The sequence below is a fragment of the Mycobacterium europaeum genome (genome assembly GCF_002102155.1).
GTDB lineage: Bacteria > Actinomycetota > Actinomycetes > Mycobacteriales > Mycobacteriaceae > Mycobacterium > Mycobacterium europaeum.
The window spans coordinates 106,709-122,652 of record NZ_LQOU01000025.1; the positions used below are offsets into that span (position 1 = coordinate 106,709).

Genomic DNA, 15,944 nt, shown 5'->3' on the forward strand with positions numbered 1-15,944 from the left:
GCGTGCGCGCCCGGGCCGGCGATCGCGGTGCGGGCAATCTGAGCCAATCGGCCGACTCGCGGGTCTGGATGACGGCTTGAGGGTTTGGGCCGTGGTTCAATATTCGCCGAAACACGCCCTTAGGTAAGTCAAGTCATTAGTGCAGCCGAGAATTCGCCGGAAGGGTCCAGGGGAAGCTATATGGACAGCGCCATGGCGCGGGCAAATCGATCGGGGGACGATGCCGAGATCGCAGATGGGCTCACCCGCCGCGAACACGACATCCTCGCCTTTGAACGTCAGTGGTGGAAATTTGCGGGCGTAAAAGAAGAAGCGATCAAAGAGTTGTTCTCGATGTCGGCGACGCGCTACTACCAGGTGCTCAACGCGCTGGTCGACCGCCCCGAGGCGCTGGCCGCCGACCCGATGCTGGTGAAGCGGTTGCGGCGGCTGCGCGCCAGCCGCCAGAAGGCGCGGGCGGCGCGGCGCCTGGGCTTCGAGGTGACCTGACTCGCTACAGTGGGCTCGATGAAAGAGCGAGTCCCCGACTCCACCGGGCTTCCCCTGCGGGCGATGGTGATGGTGCTGTTGTTCCTGGGGGTCATTTTCCTGTTGCTCGGCTGGCAGGCGCTGGGCTCGTCCGGCAGCTCCGACGACGACTCGGCGTCGGCGGCCTCCACGTCCTCGGCCACCAGCTCGTCGCCCACGCCGACGAGCGCTAAGCCCGCGGCGAACCGCGCCGAAGTGCAGGTCTACAACATCTCCTCGAAAGAGGGCGTGGCCGCCAAGACCAAGGACCAGCTCACCGCCGCCGGTTTCAACGTCACCAAGGTCGACAACATGACCGTGCCGGACGTCACGGCGACGACGGTGTACTACACCGACGCCGACGACGAGCACGCGACCGCCGACGCGGTTGGCAAGAGCCTGGGGGCGCCGGTCGAACCGCGCATCCCCGCGCTGAGCGGCGAACCGCCCGGGGTCATCGTCCTCGTTACGGGGTGAGCCGTCAGCGGCTAGGCTTCCGCTATGCCTCCGCTCGCTGGTCACCGCACAGTCGCCGTCACCGTTTCCGCGCTCTCCGCAGCCACGTGCGCCGTACTGCTGGGCGCGTGCTCGTCGCCTCAGCACGCGTCGACCTCACCGGGCACCACGCCGGCCGTGTGGACCGGATCGCCGGCACCGACCGGCACCCCGATACCCGAGGGCGGGCCCGTCGCCGCGCCGTCGGGCAAGAACATCACCACCCACCTGAAGGCGCCCGACGGCACCGAGGTCGCGACCGCGACGTTCCAGTTCAACAACGGCTACGCCACCGTCACCATCGAGACGACCGCCAACGGGGTGCTGACGCCCGGCTTCCACGGGGTGCACATCCACAAAACCGGCAAGTGTGAGCCCAACTCCGTCGCCCCGACCGGTGGCGCGCCGGGCGATTTCCTGTCCGCCGGCGGGCACTTCCAAACGCCCGGTCACACCGCCGAACCCGCCAGCGGTGACCTGACGTCGCTGCAGGTGCGCAAGGACGGGTCCGGGATGATGATGACCACCACCGACGCGTTCGGCATGGACGACCTGCTGACCGGTGAGAAGACCGCGATCATCATCCACGCCGGTGCCGACAACTTCGCCAACATCCCGCCGGAGCGGTACAACCAGAGCAACGGAACCCCGGGCCCCGACCAGACGACGATGAGCACCGGTGACGCCGGCAAGCGGGTCGCGTGCGGTGTGATCGGTGCCGGCTAACCGAGATAACGCGCGCATCGACTTCGCCCGTTCTCCGCGGCCGACCCTGGGCGTGGAGTGGGAGTTCGCGCTCGTCGACGCGCAGACCCGCGACCTGAGCAACGAGGCCACGGCGGTGATCGCCGAGATCGGCGAAAACCCGCGCGTGCACAAGGAGTTGCTGCGCAACACGGTCGAGGTGGTCAGCGGGGTGTGCGCTTCCACCGGGGAGGCGATGGACGATCTGCGGCAGACGCTGGGGCCCGCGCACCGGATCGTCCGGGACCGGGGCATGGAGCTGTTCAGTGCCGGCGCCCACCCGTTCGCGCAGTGGTCGACCCAGAAGCTCACCGACGCGCCCCGCTACGCCGAACTGATCAAGCGCACCCAGTGGTGGGGCCGGCAGATGTTGATCTGGGGCGTGCACGTGCACGTCGGAATCTCCTCGGCGCACAAGGTGATGCCGATCATGACGTCGCTGCTGAAGTACTACCCGCACCTGCTGGCGCTGTCGGCATCCTCGCCGTGGTGGACCGGTGTGGACACCGGCTACGCCAGCAACCGCGCGATGATGTTCCAGCAGTTGCCCACCGCCGGCCTGCCGTTCCAGTTCCAGACCTGGGCGGAGTTCGAAGGGTTCGTCTACGACCAGAAGAAGACCGGCATCATCGATCACGTCGACGAAGTCCGTTGGGACATCAGGCCTTCGCCGCACCTGGGCACCCTCGAGGTGCGGGTCTGCGACGGCGTGTCCAACCTGCGCGAGCTGGGCGCGCTGGTCGCGTTGACGCATTGCCTGGTGGTGGACCTGGACCGCAGGCTGGAGGCCGGCGAGACGTTGCCGACCATGCCGCCGTGGCACAACCAGGAGAACAAGTGGCGCGCCGCCCGCTACGGGCTGGACGCGATCATCATCCAGGACGCCGATAGCAACGAGCGGCTGGTCACCGAGGATCTCGACGACGTGCTGAACCGGCTGGAGCCCGTCGCCAAGTCGCTCGGTTGCGTCGACGAGCTGGCCGCGGTGGCCGAGATCCCCAGGCTCGGCGCGTCCTATCAGCGGCAGCGCCGGGTCGCCGAGGAACACGACGGCGACCTGGGGGCCGTCGTCGACGCGCTGGTGGCCGAGTTGGAAATCTGATGTTCGAACCCCTCGAGTTGGCGATGTTTCCGCTGGAGTCGGCGCTGCTGCCCGACCAGGAGCTGCCGTTGCGCATCTTCGAGCCGCGCTACGGCGCGCTGGTGCGGCACTGCCTGGACACCGGGGACCCGTTCGGCGTGGTGCTGATCGCCCGGGGCCGCGAGGTCGGCGGCGGCGAATCCCGTTGTGATGTCGGGGTGTTGTCCCGGATCACCGAATGCGTCGAGCACGGCGCGGGCCGGTACTCGATGCGCTGCCGGACCGGGGAGCGGATCAAGGTCTCCGAATGGCTGCCCGACGATCCCTACCCGCGGGCCGCCGTGACGCTGTGGCCCGACGAGCCGGGCGATCCGGTCACCCCCGCCCAGCTGCTCGAGGTCGAGGACCGGGTGATGGCCCTGTTCGAGCGGATCGCCGACGCGCGCGGGGTGAGCCTGCCCGACCGCGCGGCGCTGCTGGGCGAGCACGCCGGCGGTGATCCCGGGCAACGTTTGTGGGACTTGGCTTCTCGCATCCCCATCGGCACGGCCGACCGGTACTCGGTGCTGGCGGCGCCGTCGGCCGCCGCGCGCCTGGCCGCGGTCCGCGATGCCGTGGCCGCGGTCGCCGAGGTGGTTGAGTTCCAGCTCTCCGAATAGGACTGTGCGACAGGGGTTCAGATGAAGGTACAGCTGCAGGTCAATGGTTCACCGGTGGATGCCGCGGCCAGTGCCGCCGACATCGCCGCGACGGGCGCCGACGGCCTGTTCACCTTCGAGGGCCAGCACGACGTCTTCTTCCCCCTGCTCATCGCCGCCGGCGCGACCGACCTCGGGCTGATGACCAACGTGGCGGTCGCCCCGCCGCGCAGCCCGCTGCACCTGGCCCACGCCGCCTACGACCTGCAACTGTACAGCGGTGGCCGGTTCCGGCTGGGGCTCGGCTCGCAGGTGCAGGCCCACATCGAAAAGCGTTACGGCAGTAGGTGGGCGAAGCCGGCCAAGCTGATGGCCGAAACCGTGCGCGCGATCAAGGCCATCTTCGCCGCCTGGGAAGGGCAGGACCGCCTGGACTTTCGCGGCGAGTTCTTCACCCACACCATCATGGCGCCGAACTTCAACCCCGGGCCCAACCCGTTCGGGCCGCCGCCGGTGCTGCTGGGCGCACTGGGCCCGGTGATGACGCGCACCGCCGCGGAGGTGGCCGACGGGCTGCTGGTGATGCCGTTCAACAGCGCCCGCCACTTCGCCGAACGCACCGTCCCGGCGGTCGCCGAGGGGCTGCGCCGCGCGGGCCGGACCCCCGACGGATTCCAGATCATCGCCCAGGCGATGGTCGCCGTCGGCCGCGACCAGGCCGACCTGGCGGCCGCGATCGACGGTGTGGCGGCGCTGATTTCGTTCTACGGCTCCACCCCGGCCTACCTGCCCGTGCTGGAGGCCGAGGGGTGGGCCGACATCCAGCCCGAGCTCAACGCGCTGTCCAAACAGGGCCGGTTCGCCGAGATGCGGCGGCTGATCGGCGACGAGGTGGTGGCGCGGATCGGGATCGTCGGCACCCCCGAGGAGTGCGCGCGGCAGATCGCCGAACGGTTCGGCGAGCACGCGGCGGAGGTGTGCTGCTACTTCCCGGGCTACACGCCGCGCGCGGCGGACGTCGCCGACCTGATCGGCGCCCTGCACCGGGCACCCGTCCTGCGATGAGCCCCGACGTGGCGGTCGACGTCGACGCGGGCGTGGCGGTGCTCACGCTCAATCGGCCCGAGCGGCTCAACGCCTACACCGCCGAGATGGGCGCGCTGCTGAGCCGGGCGTACTCCGACTGCGACGGCGACGACGAGGTCCGGGCCGTCGTCGTGACCGGGGCGGGCGACGCCTTCTGCGCCGGCGCGGACTTCTCCGGCGATGCCGGCCCGTTCGACACCCCGGCCGACGGGTTCTCGGCGTCACCGATCACCCCGGCCGCGTTCGAGTTGCGCAAGCCGGTGATCGCGGCCGTCAACGGGCACGCGATCGGCATCGGGCTGACCATCGCGTTGCAGGCCGACCTGCGCATCGTCGCCGAAGACGCGAAATACGGTGTGGTGCAGGTGCGCCGGGGCGTGCTGCCCGATTGCATGTCGCACTGGACGTTGGCGCAGCTGACCACGCTGGGGGTGGCCGCGGACATCTTGCTGACCGGGCGTACCTTCGGCGGGGCCGAGGCGGTGGCGCTCGGCATCGCCAACCGGGCGCTGCCCGCCGGGCAGGTGCTCGACCACGCGGTCGGGGTGGCCCGCGACATCGCGGTCAACGTCGCGCCGATGTCGGCGGCGCTGAGCAAGCGGCTGCTGTGGGACACCGCGATCAACAACTACAGCCCGCGGCAGGTCGCCGCGCTGGAAACGCGGCTGCACCATCGCGTGATGGGCAGCGCCGACGCGCGCGAGGGGGTGGCCGCGTTCCTCGAGCGCCGGCCCCCGTTGTTCACGTCGCGGCTGTCCCGCGAGTGGACCCCGCTGCCCGAGCCGTGAACTCCTCGGAGAGCTCCCACCACCGCGCCGCCCGCTGCTCGTCGCGGGCGTAGGGCGCCGCCCTGTCGCTGACCCCGCAGTCTTCGAGATACAGCCCGCCGCGGTCGGCGAGCTCCGGGCTCACGGCGGCCCACACCTGGGTCGCCGCACCGCGGTCGGGCGTGGTGACGTCGAGCCGCTCGCCGGTCGGTGTGCGCAGCCGCGAGAAATCCGCACGCGACATGTGCCGCGCCAGCGACGTCGCCACCGTGCCGGGATGGACCGCATACGTGCGAACTCCCTTGTCGCGCAGGCGGCGGTCGGCCGCCACGGCGTGCAGGATGTTCGCCGTTTTCGAGGCGCCGTACGCGGCGAACTTGTCGTATTCGCGGCGCTCCCAGTGGGGATCGTCGAAGTCGACGTCGCCGAGCACGTGGCCCGCGGACGACAGGTTGACGATGCGGGCCCCGCCGGCGGCGGCGAGTTGCGGAACCAGCAGCCGGGTGAGCTCGAAGTGCCCGAAATGGTTGGTGCCGGTCTGCATCTCGAAGCCGTCGCGCGTCCTGCCGAACGGGGTGAACATCACCCCGGCGTTGTTCATCAGCACGTCGACCGCCGGGGCGATCTCGCGGATGGCGGCCGCCGCCGCCCGCACGGCCGCCAGCGAGGTCAGGTCGAGCCCGACGGTCGAGGTGTGTGCGCGCGGCACTTCCGCGGCGATCCACTGGGCCGCCTCGGCCAGCGCCGCCGGGTTGCGCGCGGCCAGGACGACGTGGGCGCCCGCGGCGGCCAGCGCCCGGGCCGACTCGCGCCCCAGCCCGGACGACGCGCCGGTGATCACGCAGACCTTGCCGGACAGGCCGATTCCCTCGACGATGTCCAGCGCGGTCGGATGCTCGCTCATGCCGGAATACGTTGCCACACCGCGGCCCGGGCCAGCAGCCGCGGCGCCACCACCCTGTGCAGCGGGCCGACGACGGCCCAGACCGTGCGGGCGGTGACCCGGTGGCGGTACTGCACGCGAGTGGTGAGGCTGGCCCGCCGATCGTGCTCGCGCCGCAGCGTCAGCTCGCCGCGCATCAGCGGCCCCCGCGCGGTCAGCACGAGTTCGTCGTGATCCGAGCGCACGATCGTCCAGCCGATGAGGTGATCCGCCGACGAAGCTGGCCCGAGGTCAAACCTCAGCACGTGGCGGTGGATCCACCAGACCGCGCCCCCGCCCGGCGCATCCCTGAGGGCGTCGCGGAAGGTCTCCTCGGCGGTGCGTGAGTCTCCTTGCGGGAGGGGGACTTCGAAGACGTCGGTGTAGTCGGCCCGCTGGGCGGCCCTCGCGATGCGGTTGAGCGTCCACCGCGTGACGACGCGGTGACCGCCCGTGCCGATGACCAGCGCCCGGTAGGCGTTGCCGTACACGCCCGGGAAGGCCGCCCAGGTGGCCGCGCGCACCCGGCTGCGGCCCGCGCCGGCTCCCTCCAGCTCGAACACCCACCGGTACACGGCGAAGGGGTGCCGGCCCTTCAGCGCGAACCGCTCCGGCGCGCGCGCCTCGTCCAGCGTGAAGCCGGCCGGCACGGTCGACGGATCGCCCGGGTCCCGGCACAGCACCTGAAGCAGCGCCGACCACGTGTCGTCACGATTCGCGTCGACGGTTATGGCATGCTCATCGATATAGGGTAATCGTTCCATATAGAAGGAATGTACTAGATCGTGGCACCTCCGCGGAAGCACGAAACCGATGTGATCCTCGACGCCGCCCGGGCGCTGGTGCTCGGCGGCGGGCCGCGCGCGGCGAGCGTCGCGGCGATCGCCAAGGCCAGCGGCGCCCCCGCGGGCACGCTGTATCACCGGTTCGGCAACCGCGACGGCATCCTGACGGCGGCGTGGCTGCGGGCGCTGGAGCGGTTCCAGGCGCGGGCGCTGGCGGCCGACGGCGAGAACCCCGCGGACAGCGCCATGGAAACGGCGATAGCGATGGCCGTGGCCGCCGTCAGCTTCGCGCGCGAGCTGCCCGACGACGCCCGGCTGTTGCTGACGATCCGGCCCGGTGACCTGCTCGACGAGGAACCCGACGCGGCGTTCCGCGAGACGCTGGCCGCGATGAACGCCCCGCTGACGGAGCGGATCGGGGTGTTGGCCCGCCGGCTGTACGGGAACAGCCGGCCCCGGTCCGTCGACGCCGTCGCGCGGGCGGTCGCGGACCTGCCGTATGCCGTGGTCCGGCGCCACGCCCACGACGACCCGATGCCCGGCTGGCTGGAACGCGATGTCGCGGCGTCCGCGCGGGCGGTGCTAGGGAGCTTCGGCGAAGGCGCGTAGCGCCTGGACCTGGGCGGGATCCAGTGACGGGCGCACGATTTGGCGCGCCGCCGCGATGTCGGCGGCCGTCACGTCGGTGGCGTCGATGGATCGCCGCATCGCCGTCAGCGCCGCCTCCCGCAGCAGCGCCACGCAGTCCGCGGCGCTGTAGCCGCCGAGCCCGGCGGCCACCTCGTCGAGATCGACGTCGTCGCTCAGCGGGACGGATTTGCCCGCGGTGCGCAGGATTTCGCGACGGGCGGCGGCGTCGGGCGGTTCGACGAACACGCGCCGCTCCAGCCGGCCCGGGCGCAGCAGCGCCGGGTCGATCAGGTCCGGGCGGTTGGTGGCACCCAGCACGACGACGTCACGCAGCGGATTGACGCCGTCGAGTTCGGTCAGCAGCGCCGCCACCACCCGGTCGGTCACGCCCGAGTCGAAGCTCTGCCCCCGCCGGGGCGCCAGCGCGTCGATCTCGTCCAGGAACACCAGCGACGGGGCCGAGTCGCGGGCGCGCCGAAACAGTTCCCGCACAGCCCTTTCCGAGCTGCCCACCCACTTGTCCATCAGCTCGGAACCCTTGACGGCGTGCACGGACAACTGCCCGGTGCTGGCCAGCGCGCGCACCACGAACGTCTTGCCGCAGCCGGGCGGCCCGTACAGCAGCACGCCGCGGGGCGGTTCGACGCCCAGCCGGGCGAAGGTGTCGGGATGCTGCAGCGGCCACAGCACGGCCTCGGTGAGCGCCTGCCTGGCCTCGGCCATGTCGCCGACGTCGTCGAGGGTGATGTTGCCGACGGCCACTTCCTCGCTGGCCGAACGGGACAGCGGCCGGATGACGGTCAGCGCCCCGAGCAGGTCCTCCTGGATCAGCTCGGGCGGGCGGCCGTCGGTGCTGGCGCGCGACGCCGCCCGCAGCGCCGCTTCCCGCACCAGCGCCGCCAGGTCGGCGACCACGAAACCCGGAGTCCGGGAAGCGATTTCAACCAGATCCAGGCCCCCGGCGGGCACCGACGTCAGCAGCGACTCCAGCAGCGCCTTGCGGGTGCCGGCGTCGGGCAGGGGCAGGCTCAGCTCCCGGTCGCACAGGTCCGGTGCGCGCAGCCGCGCGTCGAGCTGGTCGGGCCGGGCGGAGGTGGCGATCAGCGCGACGCCCTCGGTCGCCACCGCGGTGCGCAGCTCGCCCAGGATCAACGCGGCCACCGGCTCGGGGGTGACCGGCAGCAGGGCGTCGACATCGGTGATCAGCAGCACGCCACCCCCGTCGCGGACGGCGCGCACCGCCGAGCTCACGGTCTTGAGCCGGTCCTCGGCGGTCAGCGCGCCGACCTCCGGCCCGTCCAGCTTCACCAGCCGGCGCCCGTCGCAGACCGCGCGCACCAGCGTCACCTTGCCGACGCCGGCCGGGCCCGACACCAGCACGCCGAGGTTGGCGCCGGCGCCCAGCGTCTTGAGCAGGTGCGGCTCGTCGAGCGCCAGCTTGAGCCATTCGGCGAGCTTGGCGGCCTGCGGCTGCGATCCCTTCAGCTCCTCGACGACGGTCTCCGGGCTGGCGACGTCGACGAACTCCTGCGACGGCCCGGCCCCCGACGGCACGCCGGCGCCCCAGGTGACCAGCGAGTTGGGCTGGACGCTGACCGGACCCGCCGGGTCGACGCCGGTGACCGTCAGCAGCTCCGACGTCCAGCTGATGCCGACCGAGGCGGCCAGCGCAGCGGCGGCCGTCCGGCCGCCAGGAGGGGCCGAGAACGGTGGGCCGAGGTCGCGCGGCAACAACGACACGGCGTCGCCGACGGTCAGCACCTTGCCGAGCAGGGCCTGCCGCAGGGTGACCGGTGAAATCGCCTGGCTGGCCAGCGACGAGCCGGACAGCGTGACCGACCGGGCGCCGTAGACGGTGGCCGCGCCGACGATCACCGCGGTGCCCTCACGCAGCCCCGCATTCGACAGGGTCACGTCGTCGAGCAGCACGGTGCCGACCGGGGTGCCCGGGCCGGCCAGGCCCGCCACCGCGGCCGTGGTCCGCGAGCCCGTCAACGCCACCGCGTCCCACTCCCGAATGCCGAGCGCGGCGACCGCGCTCGGATGCAACCGGACCACGCCGCGGCGCGAATCGACGGCGGAGGTGTTCAACCGCGCGGTGAGCGTGAGCTGACGGGCCGCATCGTCGCCCGGCCGGCTCATCGCACGCGCCCACCCGGTTTGTGCAGCCCGAGCCGCGCCATCGACCGGCGGTGCGGTTGTGCCCGGCGGATCGCGCGGCGGGCGGCGCGGCGCTGCTTGGGCTCGTCCGACCACGCCTCGGGGTGGGCGGCCAGCCAGCGCTGGTTGCGGACCGCGAACGGCACGTGGCAGAGGTAGGCGACGATGATGACCCAGATCAGGACGTAGGGCGCCAGCACCGCCGCGGCCGCGCAGATCGCCAGCAGCGCCAGCAGCGGCGCGGCCCAGCTGGGGGGCACCGCCGCGGCGTGCATCTTGCGCATCGGGATCTTGCTGATCATCAGCATCGAGGTCCCGGTGATCCAGATGCACAGGAACGTCGTCGAGGTCCACCAGCCCTCACCGAACTGCAGCTTGAGCCCGATCAGCCCGATCATCGAGATCGCGCCCGCCGGCGCCGGCATGCCGACGAAGAACTCGTGTGTGTACGCGGGCTGGCTGCCGTCGGCCTGCAGCGCGTTGTACCGCGCCAGCCGCAGCACCACGCACACGGCGTAGAGCAGGATCACCACCCAACCGGCCGGCGACGTCGTCAGCAGCGTCACGTAGAGCACGATCGCCGGTGTCACCCCGAAGTTGACCGCGTCGGCCAGCGAGTCGATCTCCTCGCCCATGCGCGACTGCGCGTCCAGGATGCGGGCCACCCGCCCGTCCAGCCCGTCCAGGATGGCGGCCGCGGCGATCAACGCCATCGCCGCCTTGGGCTGGTGCTCGAGGGCGAACCGGATGGCGGTCAGGCCCGCGCAGATGGACAGCACGGTCATCGCGCTGGGCAGGATCTGCAGGTTGACCGACGGCCTGCCGCGCGGCTTGCTGATCATGGCAGTTCGGCCAGCACGGTTTCGCCGGCGATCGCGCGCTGGCCCTCGTGAACCAGCGGCTGGGTACCCGCCGGCAGATAGGTGTCGAGCCGGGAGCCGAACCGGATCAGGCCGTAGGTGTCGCCGATGGTCAGCTTGTCCCCGACGCGCGCGTCGCAGATGATGCGCCGCGCCAGCAGGCCGGCGACCTGCACCGCCACCACCTCCGCGCCGCTGGGGGTGCGGATGCGCAGGCTGGTGCGCTCGTTCTCGGTGCTGGCCGCGGGCAGGTCGGCCGAGCCGAACCGGCCGGGCCGGTGCTGCACGGCGATCACCTCGCCGCTCACCGGCGCGCGCTGCACGTGGGCGTCGAGCAGGGAAAGGAAGATGCTGACGCGCGGTAGCGGCGCGTCGCCCATGCCGAGTTCGGCGGGCGGGGCGGCGGAGTCGATCACGCACACCACCCCGTCGGCGGGCGCGACGATCGCGCCCGGCCGGGCCGGCGGCACCCGCGGCGGGTGGCGGAAGAAGCCCGCGCAGGCGGCCGCCGCCAGCAGACCGGCCCGCCGCACCCATCGGTGCCTGCGGCCGGCCAGCGCCACCGCCAGCCCACCGGCGATGAACGGGCGGCCGGCCGGGTGAACCGGCGGAATGGTCGAGCGCACCAACTCCAACGCGTGCTGCGGGCTGAAGGTGGGATCCTCGGCCGTGGGGCCGATAGGGCGGGGGCGTCGTGCCACGCGGCCATCTTACGAAAGGCGGGGGCCGGTTGGTTGCCGCCCGCAGGGGGAACGCCCACCCTCGACATGCATCGCAACGACGAGACGGCGACGCCGCGGCTGCGCGGCGCCCAGATGGCCGTCACCGCCGTGTTCATCGCCCACGCCGTCGGGTTCTCCTCGTGGGCCGCCCACATTCCGTCCGTCAAGGCCGGGCTCGGCCTGTCCGACGCGGCGTTGGGCACGGCGCTGTTCGGGGCGCCGCTGGGCTCGGTGGTGGCCACGCTGGGCAGCCACTGGGCGCTGCCGCGCTGGGGAAGCCACCGGCTGATCCCGGTGACCGCCGCCGGCTACGCCCTTGCGGGGACGACCGTGGGCCTGGCCCGGTCCGGGGTGTCGCTGTTTGCGGCGCTGGCGCTGTGGGGGATGTTCCAGGGCGGCCTGGACGTCGCGATGAACACCCAGGCCGGCACCGTCGAGCGGCTGGCGCGGGCGCCGATCATGGCCCGCTTCCACGGCATGTGGAGCCTCGGCGCGCTGCTGGGCGCCCTGATCGGCGCCGCGTGCGTCAGCGCGGGCGTCGGGCTGACGCCGCAGCTGGCGACCGTCGGGCTGGTGGCCCTGATCGTCGTCGGGCCGCTGACCCGGCGGCTGATCCCGGACCGGGAGGCCGCGGTCGCGGCCGCGACGGACGGGGCCAGGGCGGCCTGGATGACGCCGACGGTGGCGATCCTTGCGGCGGTGGCCTTCGTGTCCTTCCTCTGCGAGGGCGCCGCCACCGACTGGTCGGCCAACTACCTGCGCAACGTCGTGGGCACCGGCCCCGGGATCGCCGCGCTGAGCTATGCGGCCTACACGTTGACGATGGTGATCACCCGCCTGGGCGCGATCCGGTTGCATTCCCGGCTTTCGGCCCGCCGCTTGCTGCCGGCCCTCGCGGTGTTCGCCGCGGCGGGCATGGGCGTCACGCTGGCCACCGCCAACGCCGCGGTCGGCGTGGCCGGTTTCGCGTGCCTGGGGGTCGGGGTGGCGCTGCTGGTGCCGACCGCGTTCAGCGCCGCCTACGGCGCGGGCGGTGCGGGCTCGGCGATCGCCATCGTCGCGGCGACGGGCTGGCTGGGCTACCTGCTGGGCCCGCCGCTGATCGGCCACCTGGCCGGCCGGTTCGGGCTGGCGGCGGCCCTGGTGACGATCCCGGTGCTGATGACGGTCGTCGCCGTCGCGATCCGCTGCGCCACCGCCTTCGGCCGGGCCGACGACTTCCATCGGCAGGTAGCCAGCCCCGCCGGTTAGGCCAGGTCCCAGACCTGCAGCTCGGTCCCCTCGGACACCTCGACGACGTCCTCGGGGATGTCCAGCAGCGCGTTCGCCGACGCCAGCCACCGGAGGTGATGCGACGCCGGCGGCCCGTAACTGGTGACGGTGCCGGAGCCGCGGTCGAGCACCGCGCGGCGGAACTGCCGCTTGCCGCGCGGCGAGGTCAACGACTCGGTGAGCACGGCGGCCCGGTGTGGGCGGTCGGGGTCGGGCAGGCCCATGGCTTTGCGCAGCGCGGGCCGGATGAACACCTCGAAGGACACCAGGGCGCTGACCGGGTTGCCCGGCAGCGTGACGATGGTCGCGCCGGCCACCCGGCCGATGCCCTGCGGCATGCCCGGCTGCATCGCCACCTTGACGAACTCGACGCCCTGGTCGCCCGCGCGCCCGAACGCGTCCTTGACCACCTCGTAGGCGCCGGCGCTGACCCCGCCGCTGGTGATGATCAGGTCGGCGTCCGCGGCGTACCGGTCGAGCAGCGCGCTGAATTGCGCCACATCGTCTTCGGCGGTCACGACGGCGACCACGTCGGCGCCGGCGTCGCGGACCGCCCCGGCCAGCATGATCGAGTTGGACTCGTAGATCTGCCCCGGCCGCAGCGGGCCGCCCGGCGCCACCAGCTCCGAGCCGGTGGACATCACCAGCACCCGCTGGCGCGGCAGCACCGGCAGCTCGGCCATTCCCAGCGCGGCGGCCAGGCCCAGCACGGCCGGCGTCACCACCTGGCCCCGCCGCAGCACGGTGGTACCGGGGGCGACGTCCTCGCCCGCCCGGCGGATGTGCGCGCCGGCCGAACGCGGCGCGCGGATCGACACCACCTCCACACCGCCGTCGGTGTCTTCGACCGGCACGACGGCCGTCGCACCGGCGGGCAGCGGCGCACCCGTCATGATGCGGTGCGCGGTGTTCGGTCGCAGCGTCAACTCGTCGGTGCGCCCGGCGGGAATGTCCTCGGCGACTTCGAGCACCACCGGCGTCTCGGCGGTGGCGCCGGACGTCTCCTCGGCCCGCACCGCGTACCCGTCCATCGCGGAGTTGTCGAAGACCGGCAACGCCAGCCGCGCGACCACATCCTCGGCCAGCACCAGCCCTTGCGCCTCGGCCAGCGCGGCGGTGGCCGCCGGCCGGGCCCGGATGAGTTCGGCTACGACACGTTGATGCTCAGTTACCGACCGCACCCGGCCATTATCGGCCGGTCGGATTTCCCGGGCCGACCCGGTGAGGCGGGCGTGCCGACGTAGAGTCGAGAACGTGGTTACCGGAGTGGTCCACACCCGGGTGTGCGTTCCGGATTGCGAGGCCGCCGTGGCGTTCGCCCGCGACGTGTCGGGCCCGAATGGGTGAGCGGCCGACCGTCGGGATCATCGGCGCGGGCGCCGGCGGCATCGCCATGGGCATCCAGCTGGCCGAGGGCGGCTACCGGTTCACCCTCTTCGACCGGGCCGACGGCTTCGGCGGGACCTGGCGGCACAACACCTTCCCGGGCGCGGCGTGCGACGTCCCGTCGCACCTGTACTCGTACTCCTTCGCGCCCAACCCGCGGTGGAGCAAGACCTACGCCAACCAGCCCGAGATCCTGGCCTACCTCGAGAACGTGGCCGCCGGGCACGGGCTGGGTGCGCGGCTGCGGGCGAACACCGCGATCACCAGCGCGCGCTGGTCGGACACCCGGCGCCGCTGGACGCTGACCGACGACGACGGCACCGAGCACGAGTTCGACGTGGTGGTCAGCGCCGTGGGAATGCTCGACGTGCCCCACATCCCCGACATCCCCGGGACGCGGCGGTTCCGGGGCCGCCGATTCCACTCCGCGCGCTGGGACCACACCAAGTCGACGGCCGGGGAACGGGTCGCCTCCATCGGCACCGGCGCCAGCGCGATCCAGTACGTGCCCGCGATCGCGCGAGAAACCGCGCACCTGACCGTGTTTCAGCGGACGCCGATCTGGATCGCGCCCCGCTTCGACTTCCCGTTCACCCCCGAGCAGCACGAGTTGTTCGAACGCGACCCGGCCGCCGCGCGCAAGCTGCGCGACGAGGCCTTCGACGCCTACGAGTCGGCCAGCTTCGACGTCGACGCCGCCCAGACCCGGGAGGCGACCGAGCTGGCCCGCAGCTACCTGATGCGCAAGGTCGCCGACCCGGAGCTGCGCGCCAAGCTGACGCCGGACTACCCCGCCGGCTGCAAACGGCCGCTGATGTCGCGCGACTGGTACCCCACGTTCGCGCTGCCCAACGTCTCCCTGGACACGACCGCGATCGCCGAGCTGACCGAGCGCGGCGTGCGCACCGCCGACGGCGTCGAGCACCCCGTCGACACCATCATCTACGGCACCGGGTTCACCGCCGCCGACTATCTGGCCAGCATCGACGTGTACGGAACCGGCGGCCGTCGTCTCGCCGACGTGTGGCGCGACGGCGCCGAGGCCTACCTGGGCACACTGGTGGCCGGCTACCCGAACTTCTTCACGCTGTACGGCCCCAACACGAACGGCGTCAACTCGATCATCTACATCCACGAGGCGCAGACCACGTTCGTCCGGCACATCCTCGACGTGCTGAACCGTCGCGGCGCGCGCACCGTCGAGGTGACTCCAGACGCGCAGCGCCGCTACAACGACGAGATCCAGGCCGCCATGGCGGGCAAGGTGTGGTTGGCGTGCGACAACTACTTCCGGCATTCCAGCGGGAAGGTGGTCACCCAATTCCCTTACAGCGGGCGGACTTTCTTCGAGCGCACCCGCAAACTGGTCGACGCCGACTACTGGATCCAGTAGTTGTCGTGGCGAACGAACCACTCCCTGCGTTCGTCGTCGGTCATGTCGGCCAGCGCCGCGAAGCCTTCGAAGTAGGCCTCCCGGGGGGCGCCCGGGGCGAACAGCATCAGGATGGACGCCGGCTCGTCGTCGGCCCCGTTGCGGAAGCCGTGGACGCCGCCCGGCGGCACATAGAGGAAGTCGCCCTGCCGGCCGTCGGCCCACTGGGTGCCGTCGTAGAGCTTCATCGTCCCGGACAGCACGAAGAACGCCTCGGACATCGCCCGGTGAAAGTGCGGCCCGGGGCCGCCGCCGCCCGCGGGGATGTCGACCCGGTAGAGCCCGTAGTCGCCGCCGGTGTCGCGCTGGTTGGCCAGGTAGTGGTACTTGACGCCCCCGGTTTCATAGTCGGGCGGCGAGTCGGCCCGCTTGAGCCAGGCGCTGACCTCGGGCTGGTCGGCGGTGTAGCGGGGCGGCGGATACGGCGGCACGACGAAAGACATCTGCCCAGCCTGCC

At 72.1% G+C, this 15,944-nt stretch carries 17 protein-coding genes; 10 read left to right on the forward strand and 7 right to left on the reverse strand.

What is annotated here, in order from left to right; translation table 11 throughout:
* Positions 1 to 180 precede the first annotated feature (180 nt).
* From AWC03_RS12385 to AWC03_RS12415, 7 genes are read left to right on the forward strand one after another with little or no spacing between them, the layout of a single operon-like run.
* On the forward strand, positions 181 to 489 hold the full coding sequence (locus AWC03_RS12385; RefSeq protein ID WP_007167558.1) for a DUF3263 domain-containing protein: 309 nt from the start codon (positions 181 to 183) through the stop codon (positions 487 to 489).
* Between the two features lie 18 nt (positions 490 to 507).
* On the forward strand, positions 508 to 984 hold the full coding sequence (locus AWC03_RS12390; protein ID WP_085240760.1) for a LytR C-terminal domain-containing protein: 477 nt from the start codon (positions 508 to 510) through the stop codon (positions 982 to 984).
* A 24-nt stretch (positions 985 to 1,008) separates the two neighbouring features.
* Positions 1,009 to 1,728, forward strand: a complete 720-nt coding sequence (gene sodC / locus AWC03_RS12395) for a superoxide dismutase[Cu-Zn] (RefSeq protein ID WP_085240761.1) — start codon at positions 1,009 to 1,011, stop codon at positions 1,726 to 1,728.
* The gene (locus AWC03_RS12400) at positions 1,718 to 2,848 is read left to right on the forward strand and encodes a glutamate--cysteine ligase (RefSeq protein WP_085240762.1); all 1,131 of its coding nucleotides are present in this window, start codon (positions 1,718 to 1,720) and stop codon (positions 2,846 to 2,848) included. The genes sodC and AWC03_RS12400 overlap by 11 nt, the downstream gene beginning before the upstream one ends.
* Positions 2,848 to 3,486, forward strand: a complete 639-nt coding sequence (locus AWC03_RS12405; RefSeq protein WP_085240763.1) for an LON peptidase substrate-binding domain-containing protein — start codon at positions 2,848 to 2,850, stop codon at positions 3,484 to 3,486. Before AWC03_RS12400 ends, AWC03_RS12405 begins: the two co-directional genes overlap by 1 nt.
* Positions 3,487 to 3,507: 21 nt before the next feature.
* Positions 3,508 to 4,530, forward strand: coding sequence for a TIGR03617 family F420-dependent LLM class oxidoreductase (locus AWC03_RS12410; protein WP_085240764.1), 1,023 nt, complete (start codon positions 3,508 to 3,510; stop codon positions 4,528 to 4,530).
* Complete coding sequence (locus AWC03_RS12415; protein WP_085240765.1) at positions 4,527 to 5,339, forward strand: enoyl-CoA hydratase/isomerase family protein; 813 nt, start codon at positions 4,527 to 4,529, stop codon at positions 5,337 to 5,339. The genes AWC03_RS12410 and AWC03_RS12415 overlap by 4 nt, the downstream gene beginning before the upstream one ends.
* Here AWC03_RS12415 and AWC03_RS12420 read toward each other — a convergent pair.
* Together AWC03_RS12420 and AWC03_RS12425 are read right to left on the reverse strand one after the other, a co-directional pair.
* Positions 5,293 to 6,222, reverse strand: a complete 930-nt coding sequence (locus AWC03_RS12420; RefSeq protein WP_085240766.1) for an SDR family NAD(P)-dependent oxidoreductase — start codon at positions 6,220 to 6,222, stop codon at positions 5,293 to 5,295. The genes AWC03_RS12415 and AWC03_RS12420 overlap by 47 nt on opposite strands.
* Entirely contained in the window at positions 6,219 to 7,004 is a 786-nt protein-coding gene (locus AWC03_RS12425; RefSeq protein WP_085240767.1) for a DUF2867 domain-containing protein, read from the reverse strand. Before AWC03_RS12425 ends, AWC03_RS12420 begins: the two co-directional genes overlap by 4 nt.
* Positions 7,005 to 7,025: 21 nt before the next feature.
* Between AWC03_RS12425 and AWC03_RS12430 the strand changes: the two genes are divergently transcribed.
* Positions 7,026 to 7,634 (forward strand): TetR/AcrR family transcriptional regulator, encoded by a 609-nt coding sequence (locus AWC03_RS12430; protein WP_085240768.1) that lies wholly within the window; start codon positions 7,026 to 7,028, stop codon positions 7,632 to 7,634.
* Here the strand turns inward: AWC03_RS12430 and AWC03_RS12435 are convergent.
* Genes AWC03_RS12435 through AWC03_RS12445 form a run of 3 tightly spaced genes read right to left on the reverse strand, consistent with a single transcriptional unit; the run spans position 7,608 to position 11,376 of the window.
* Positions 7,608 to 9,797 (reverse strand): AAA family ATPase, encoded by a 2,190-nt coding sequence (locus tag AWC03_RS12435; protein ID WP_085240769.1) that lies wholly within the window; start codon positions 9,795 to 9,797, stop codon positions 7,608 to 7,610. The genes AWC03_RS12430 and AWC03_RS12435 overlap by 27 nt on opposite strands.
* Positions 9,794 to 10,657, reverse strand: coding sequence for a CDP-diacylglycerol--serine O-phosphatidyltransferase (pssA, locus tag AWC03_RS12440; protein WP_085240770.1), 864 nt, complete (start codon positions 10,655 to 10,657; stop codon positions 9,794 to 9,796). The genes AWC03_RS12435 and pssA overlap by 4 nt, the downstream gene beginning before the upstream one ends.
* The gene (locus tag AWC03_RS12445) at positions 10,654 to 11,376 is read right to left on the reverse strand and encodes a phosphatidylserine decarboxylase (RefSeq protein ID WP_085240771.1); all 723 of its coding nucleotides are present in this window, start codon (positions 11,374 to 11,376) and stop codon (positions 10,654 to 10,656) included. The genes pssA and AWC03_RS12445 overlap by 4 nt, the downstream gene beginning before the upstream one ends.
* A 66-nt stretch (positions 11,377 to 11,442) precedes the next feature.
* Here AWC03_RS12445 and AWC03_RS12450 point away from each other — a divergent pair, with 66 nt between their 5' ends.
* Entirely contained in the window at positions 11,443 to 12,648 is a 1,206-nt protein-coding gene (locus AWC03_RS12450; protein ID WP_085240772.1) for an MFS transporter, read from the forward strand.
* On the opposite strand, the gene moeA is transcribed toward AWC03_RS12450, so the two are convergent.
* Positions 12,645 to 13,850, reverse strand: coding sequence for a molybdopterin molybdotransferase MoeA (moeA, locus tag AWC03_RS12455; protein ID WP_085240773.1), 1,206 nt, complete (start codon positions 13,848 to 13,850; stop codon positions 12,645 to 12,647). The genes AWC03_RS12450 and moeA overlap by 4 nt on opposite strands.
* 158 nt (positions 13,851 to 14,008) lie before the next feature.
* On the opposite strand from moeA, the gene AWC03_RS12460 reads away from it, so the two are divergent.
* Complete coding sequence (locus AWC03_RS12460) at positions 14,009 to 15,448, forward strand: flavin-containing monooxygenase (protein ID WP_085240774.1); 1,440 nt, start codon at positions 14,009 to 14,011, stop codon at positions 15,446 to 15,448.
* On the opposite strand, the gene AWC03_RS12465 is transcribed toward AWC03_RS12460, so the two are convergent.
* The gene (locus AWC03_RS12465) at positions 15,433 to 15,930 is read right to left on the reverse strand and encodes a cupin domain-containing protein (RefSeq protein ID WP_085240775.1); all 498 of its coding nucleotides are present in this window, start codon (positions 15,928 to 15,930) and stop codon (positions 15,433 to 15,435) included. The genes AWC03_RS12460 and AWC03_RS12465 overlap by 16 nt on opposite strands.
* Between the last annotated feature and the right edge of the window lie 14 nt (positions 15,931 to 15,944).

Bases quoted from the DNA above. Each gene is read 5' to 3' on its own strand.
- sodC (WP_085240761.1), top strand. From the start codon at position 1,009: ATGCCTCCGCTCGCTGGTCACCGCACAGTCGCCGTCACCGTTTCCGCG.
- AWC03_RS12390 (WP_085240760.1), top strand. From the start codon at position 508: ATGAAAGAGCGAGTCCCCGACTCCACCGGGCTTCCCCTGCGGGCGATG.
- AWC03_RS12460 (WP_085240774.1), top strand. From the start codon at position 14,009: ATGGGTGAGCGGCCGACCGTCGGGATCATCGGCGCGGGCGCCGGCGGC.
- AWC03_RS12425 (WP_085240767.1), bottom strand. From the start codon at position 7,004: ATGGAACGATTACCCTATATCGATGAGCATGCCATAACCGTCGACGCG.
- AWC03_RS12385 (WP_007167558.1), top strand. From the start codon at position 181: ATGGACAGCGCCATGGCGCGGGCAAATCGATCGGGGGACGATGCCGAG.
- AWC03_RS12465 (WP_085240775.1), bottom strand. From the start codon at position 15,930: ATGTCTTTCGTCGTGCCGCCGTATCCGCCGCCCCGCTACACCGCCGAC.
- AWC03_RS12410 (WP_085240764.1), top strand. From the start codon at position 3,508: ATGAAGGTACAGCTGCAGGTCAATGGTTCACCGGTGGATGCCGCGGCC.
- AWC03_RS12415 (WP_085240765.1), top strand. From the start codon at position 4,527: ATGAGCCCCGACGTGGCGGTCGACGTCGACGCGGGCGTGGCGGTGCTC.
- AWC03_RS12420 (WP_085240766.1), bottom strand. From the start codon at position 6,222: ATGAGCGAGCATCCGACCGCGCTGGACATCGTCGAGGGAATCGGCCTG.
- AWC03_RS12435 (WP_085240769.1), bottom strand. From the start codon at position 9,797: ATGAGCCGGCCGGGCGACGATGCGGCCCGTCAGCTCACGCTCACCGCG.
- pssA (WP_085240770.1), bottom strand. From the start codon at position 10,657: ATGATCAGCAAGCCGCGCGGCAGGCCGTCGGTCAACCTGCAGATCCTG.
- AWC03_RS12405 (WP_085240763.1), top strand. From the start codon at position 2,848: ATGTTCGAACCCCTCGAGTTGGCGATGTTTCCGCTGGAGTCGGCGCTG.
- AWC03_RS12450 (WP_085240772.1), top strand. From the start codon at position 11,443: ATGCATCGCAACGACGAGACGGCGACGCCGCGGCTGCGCGGCGCCCAG.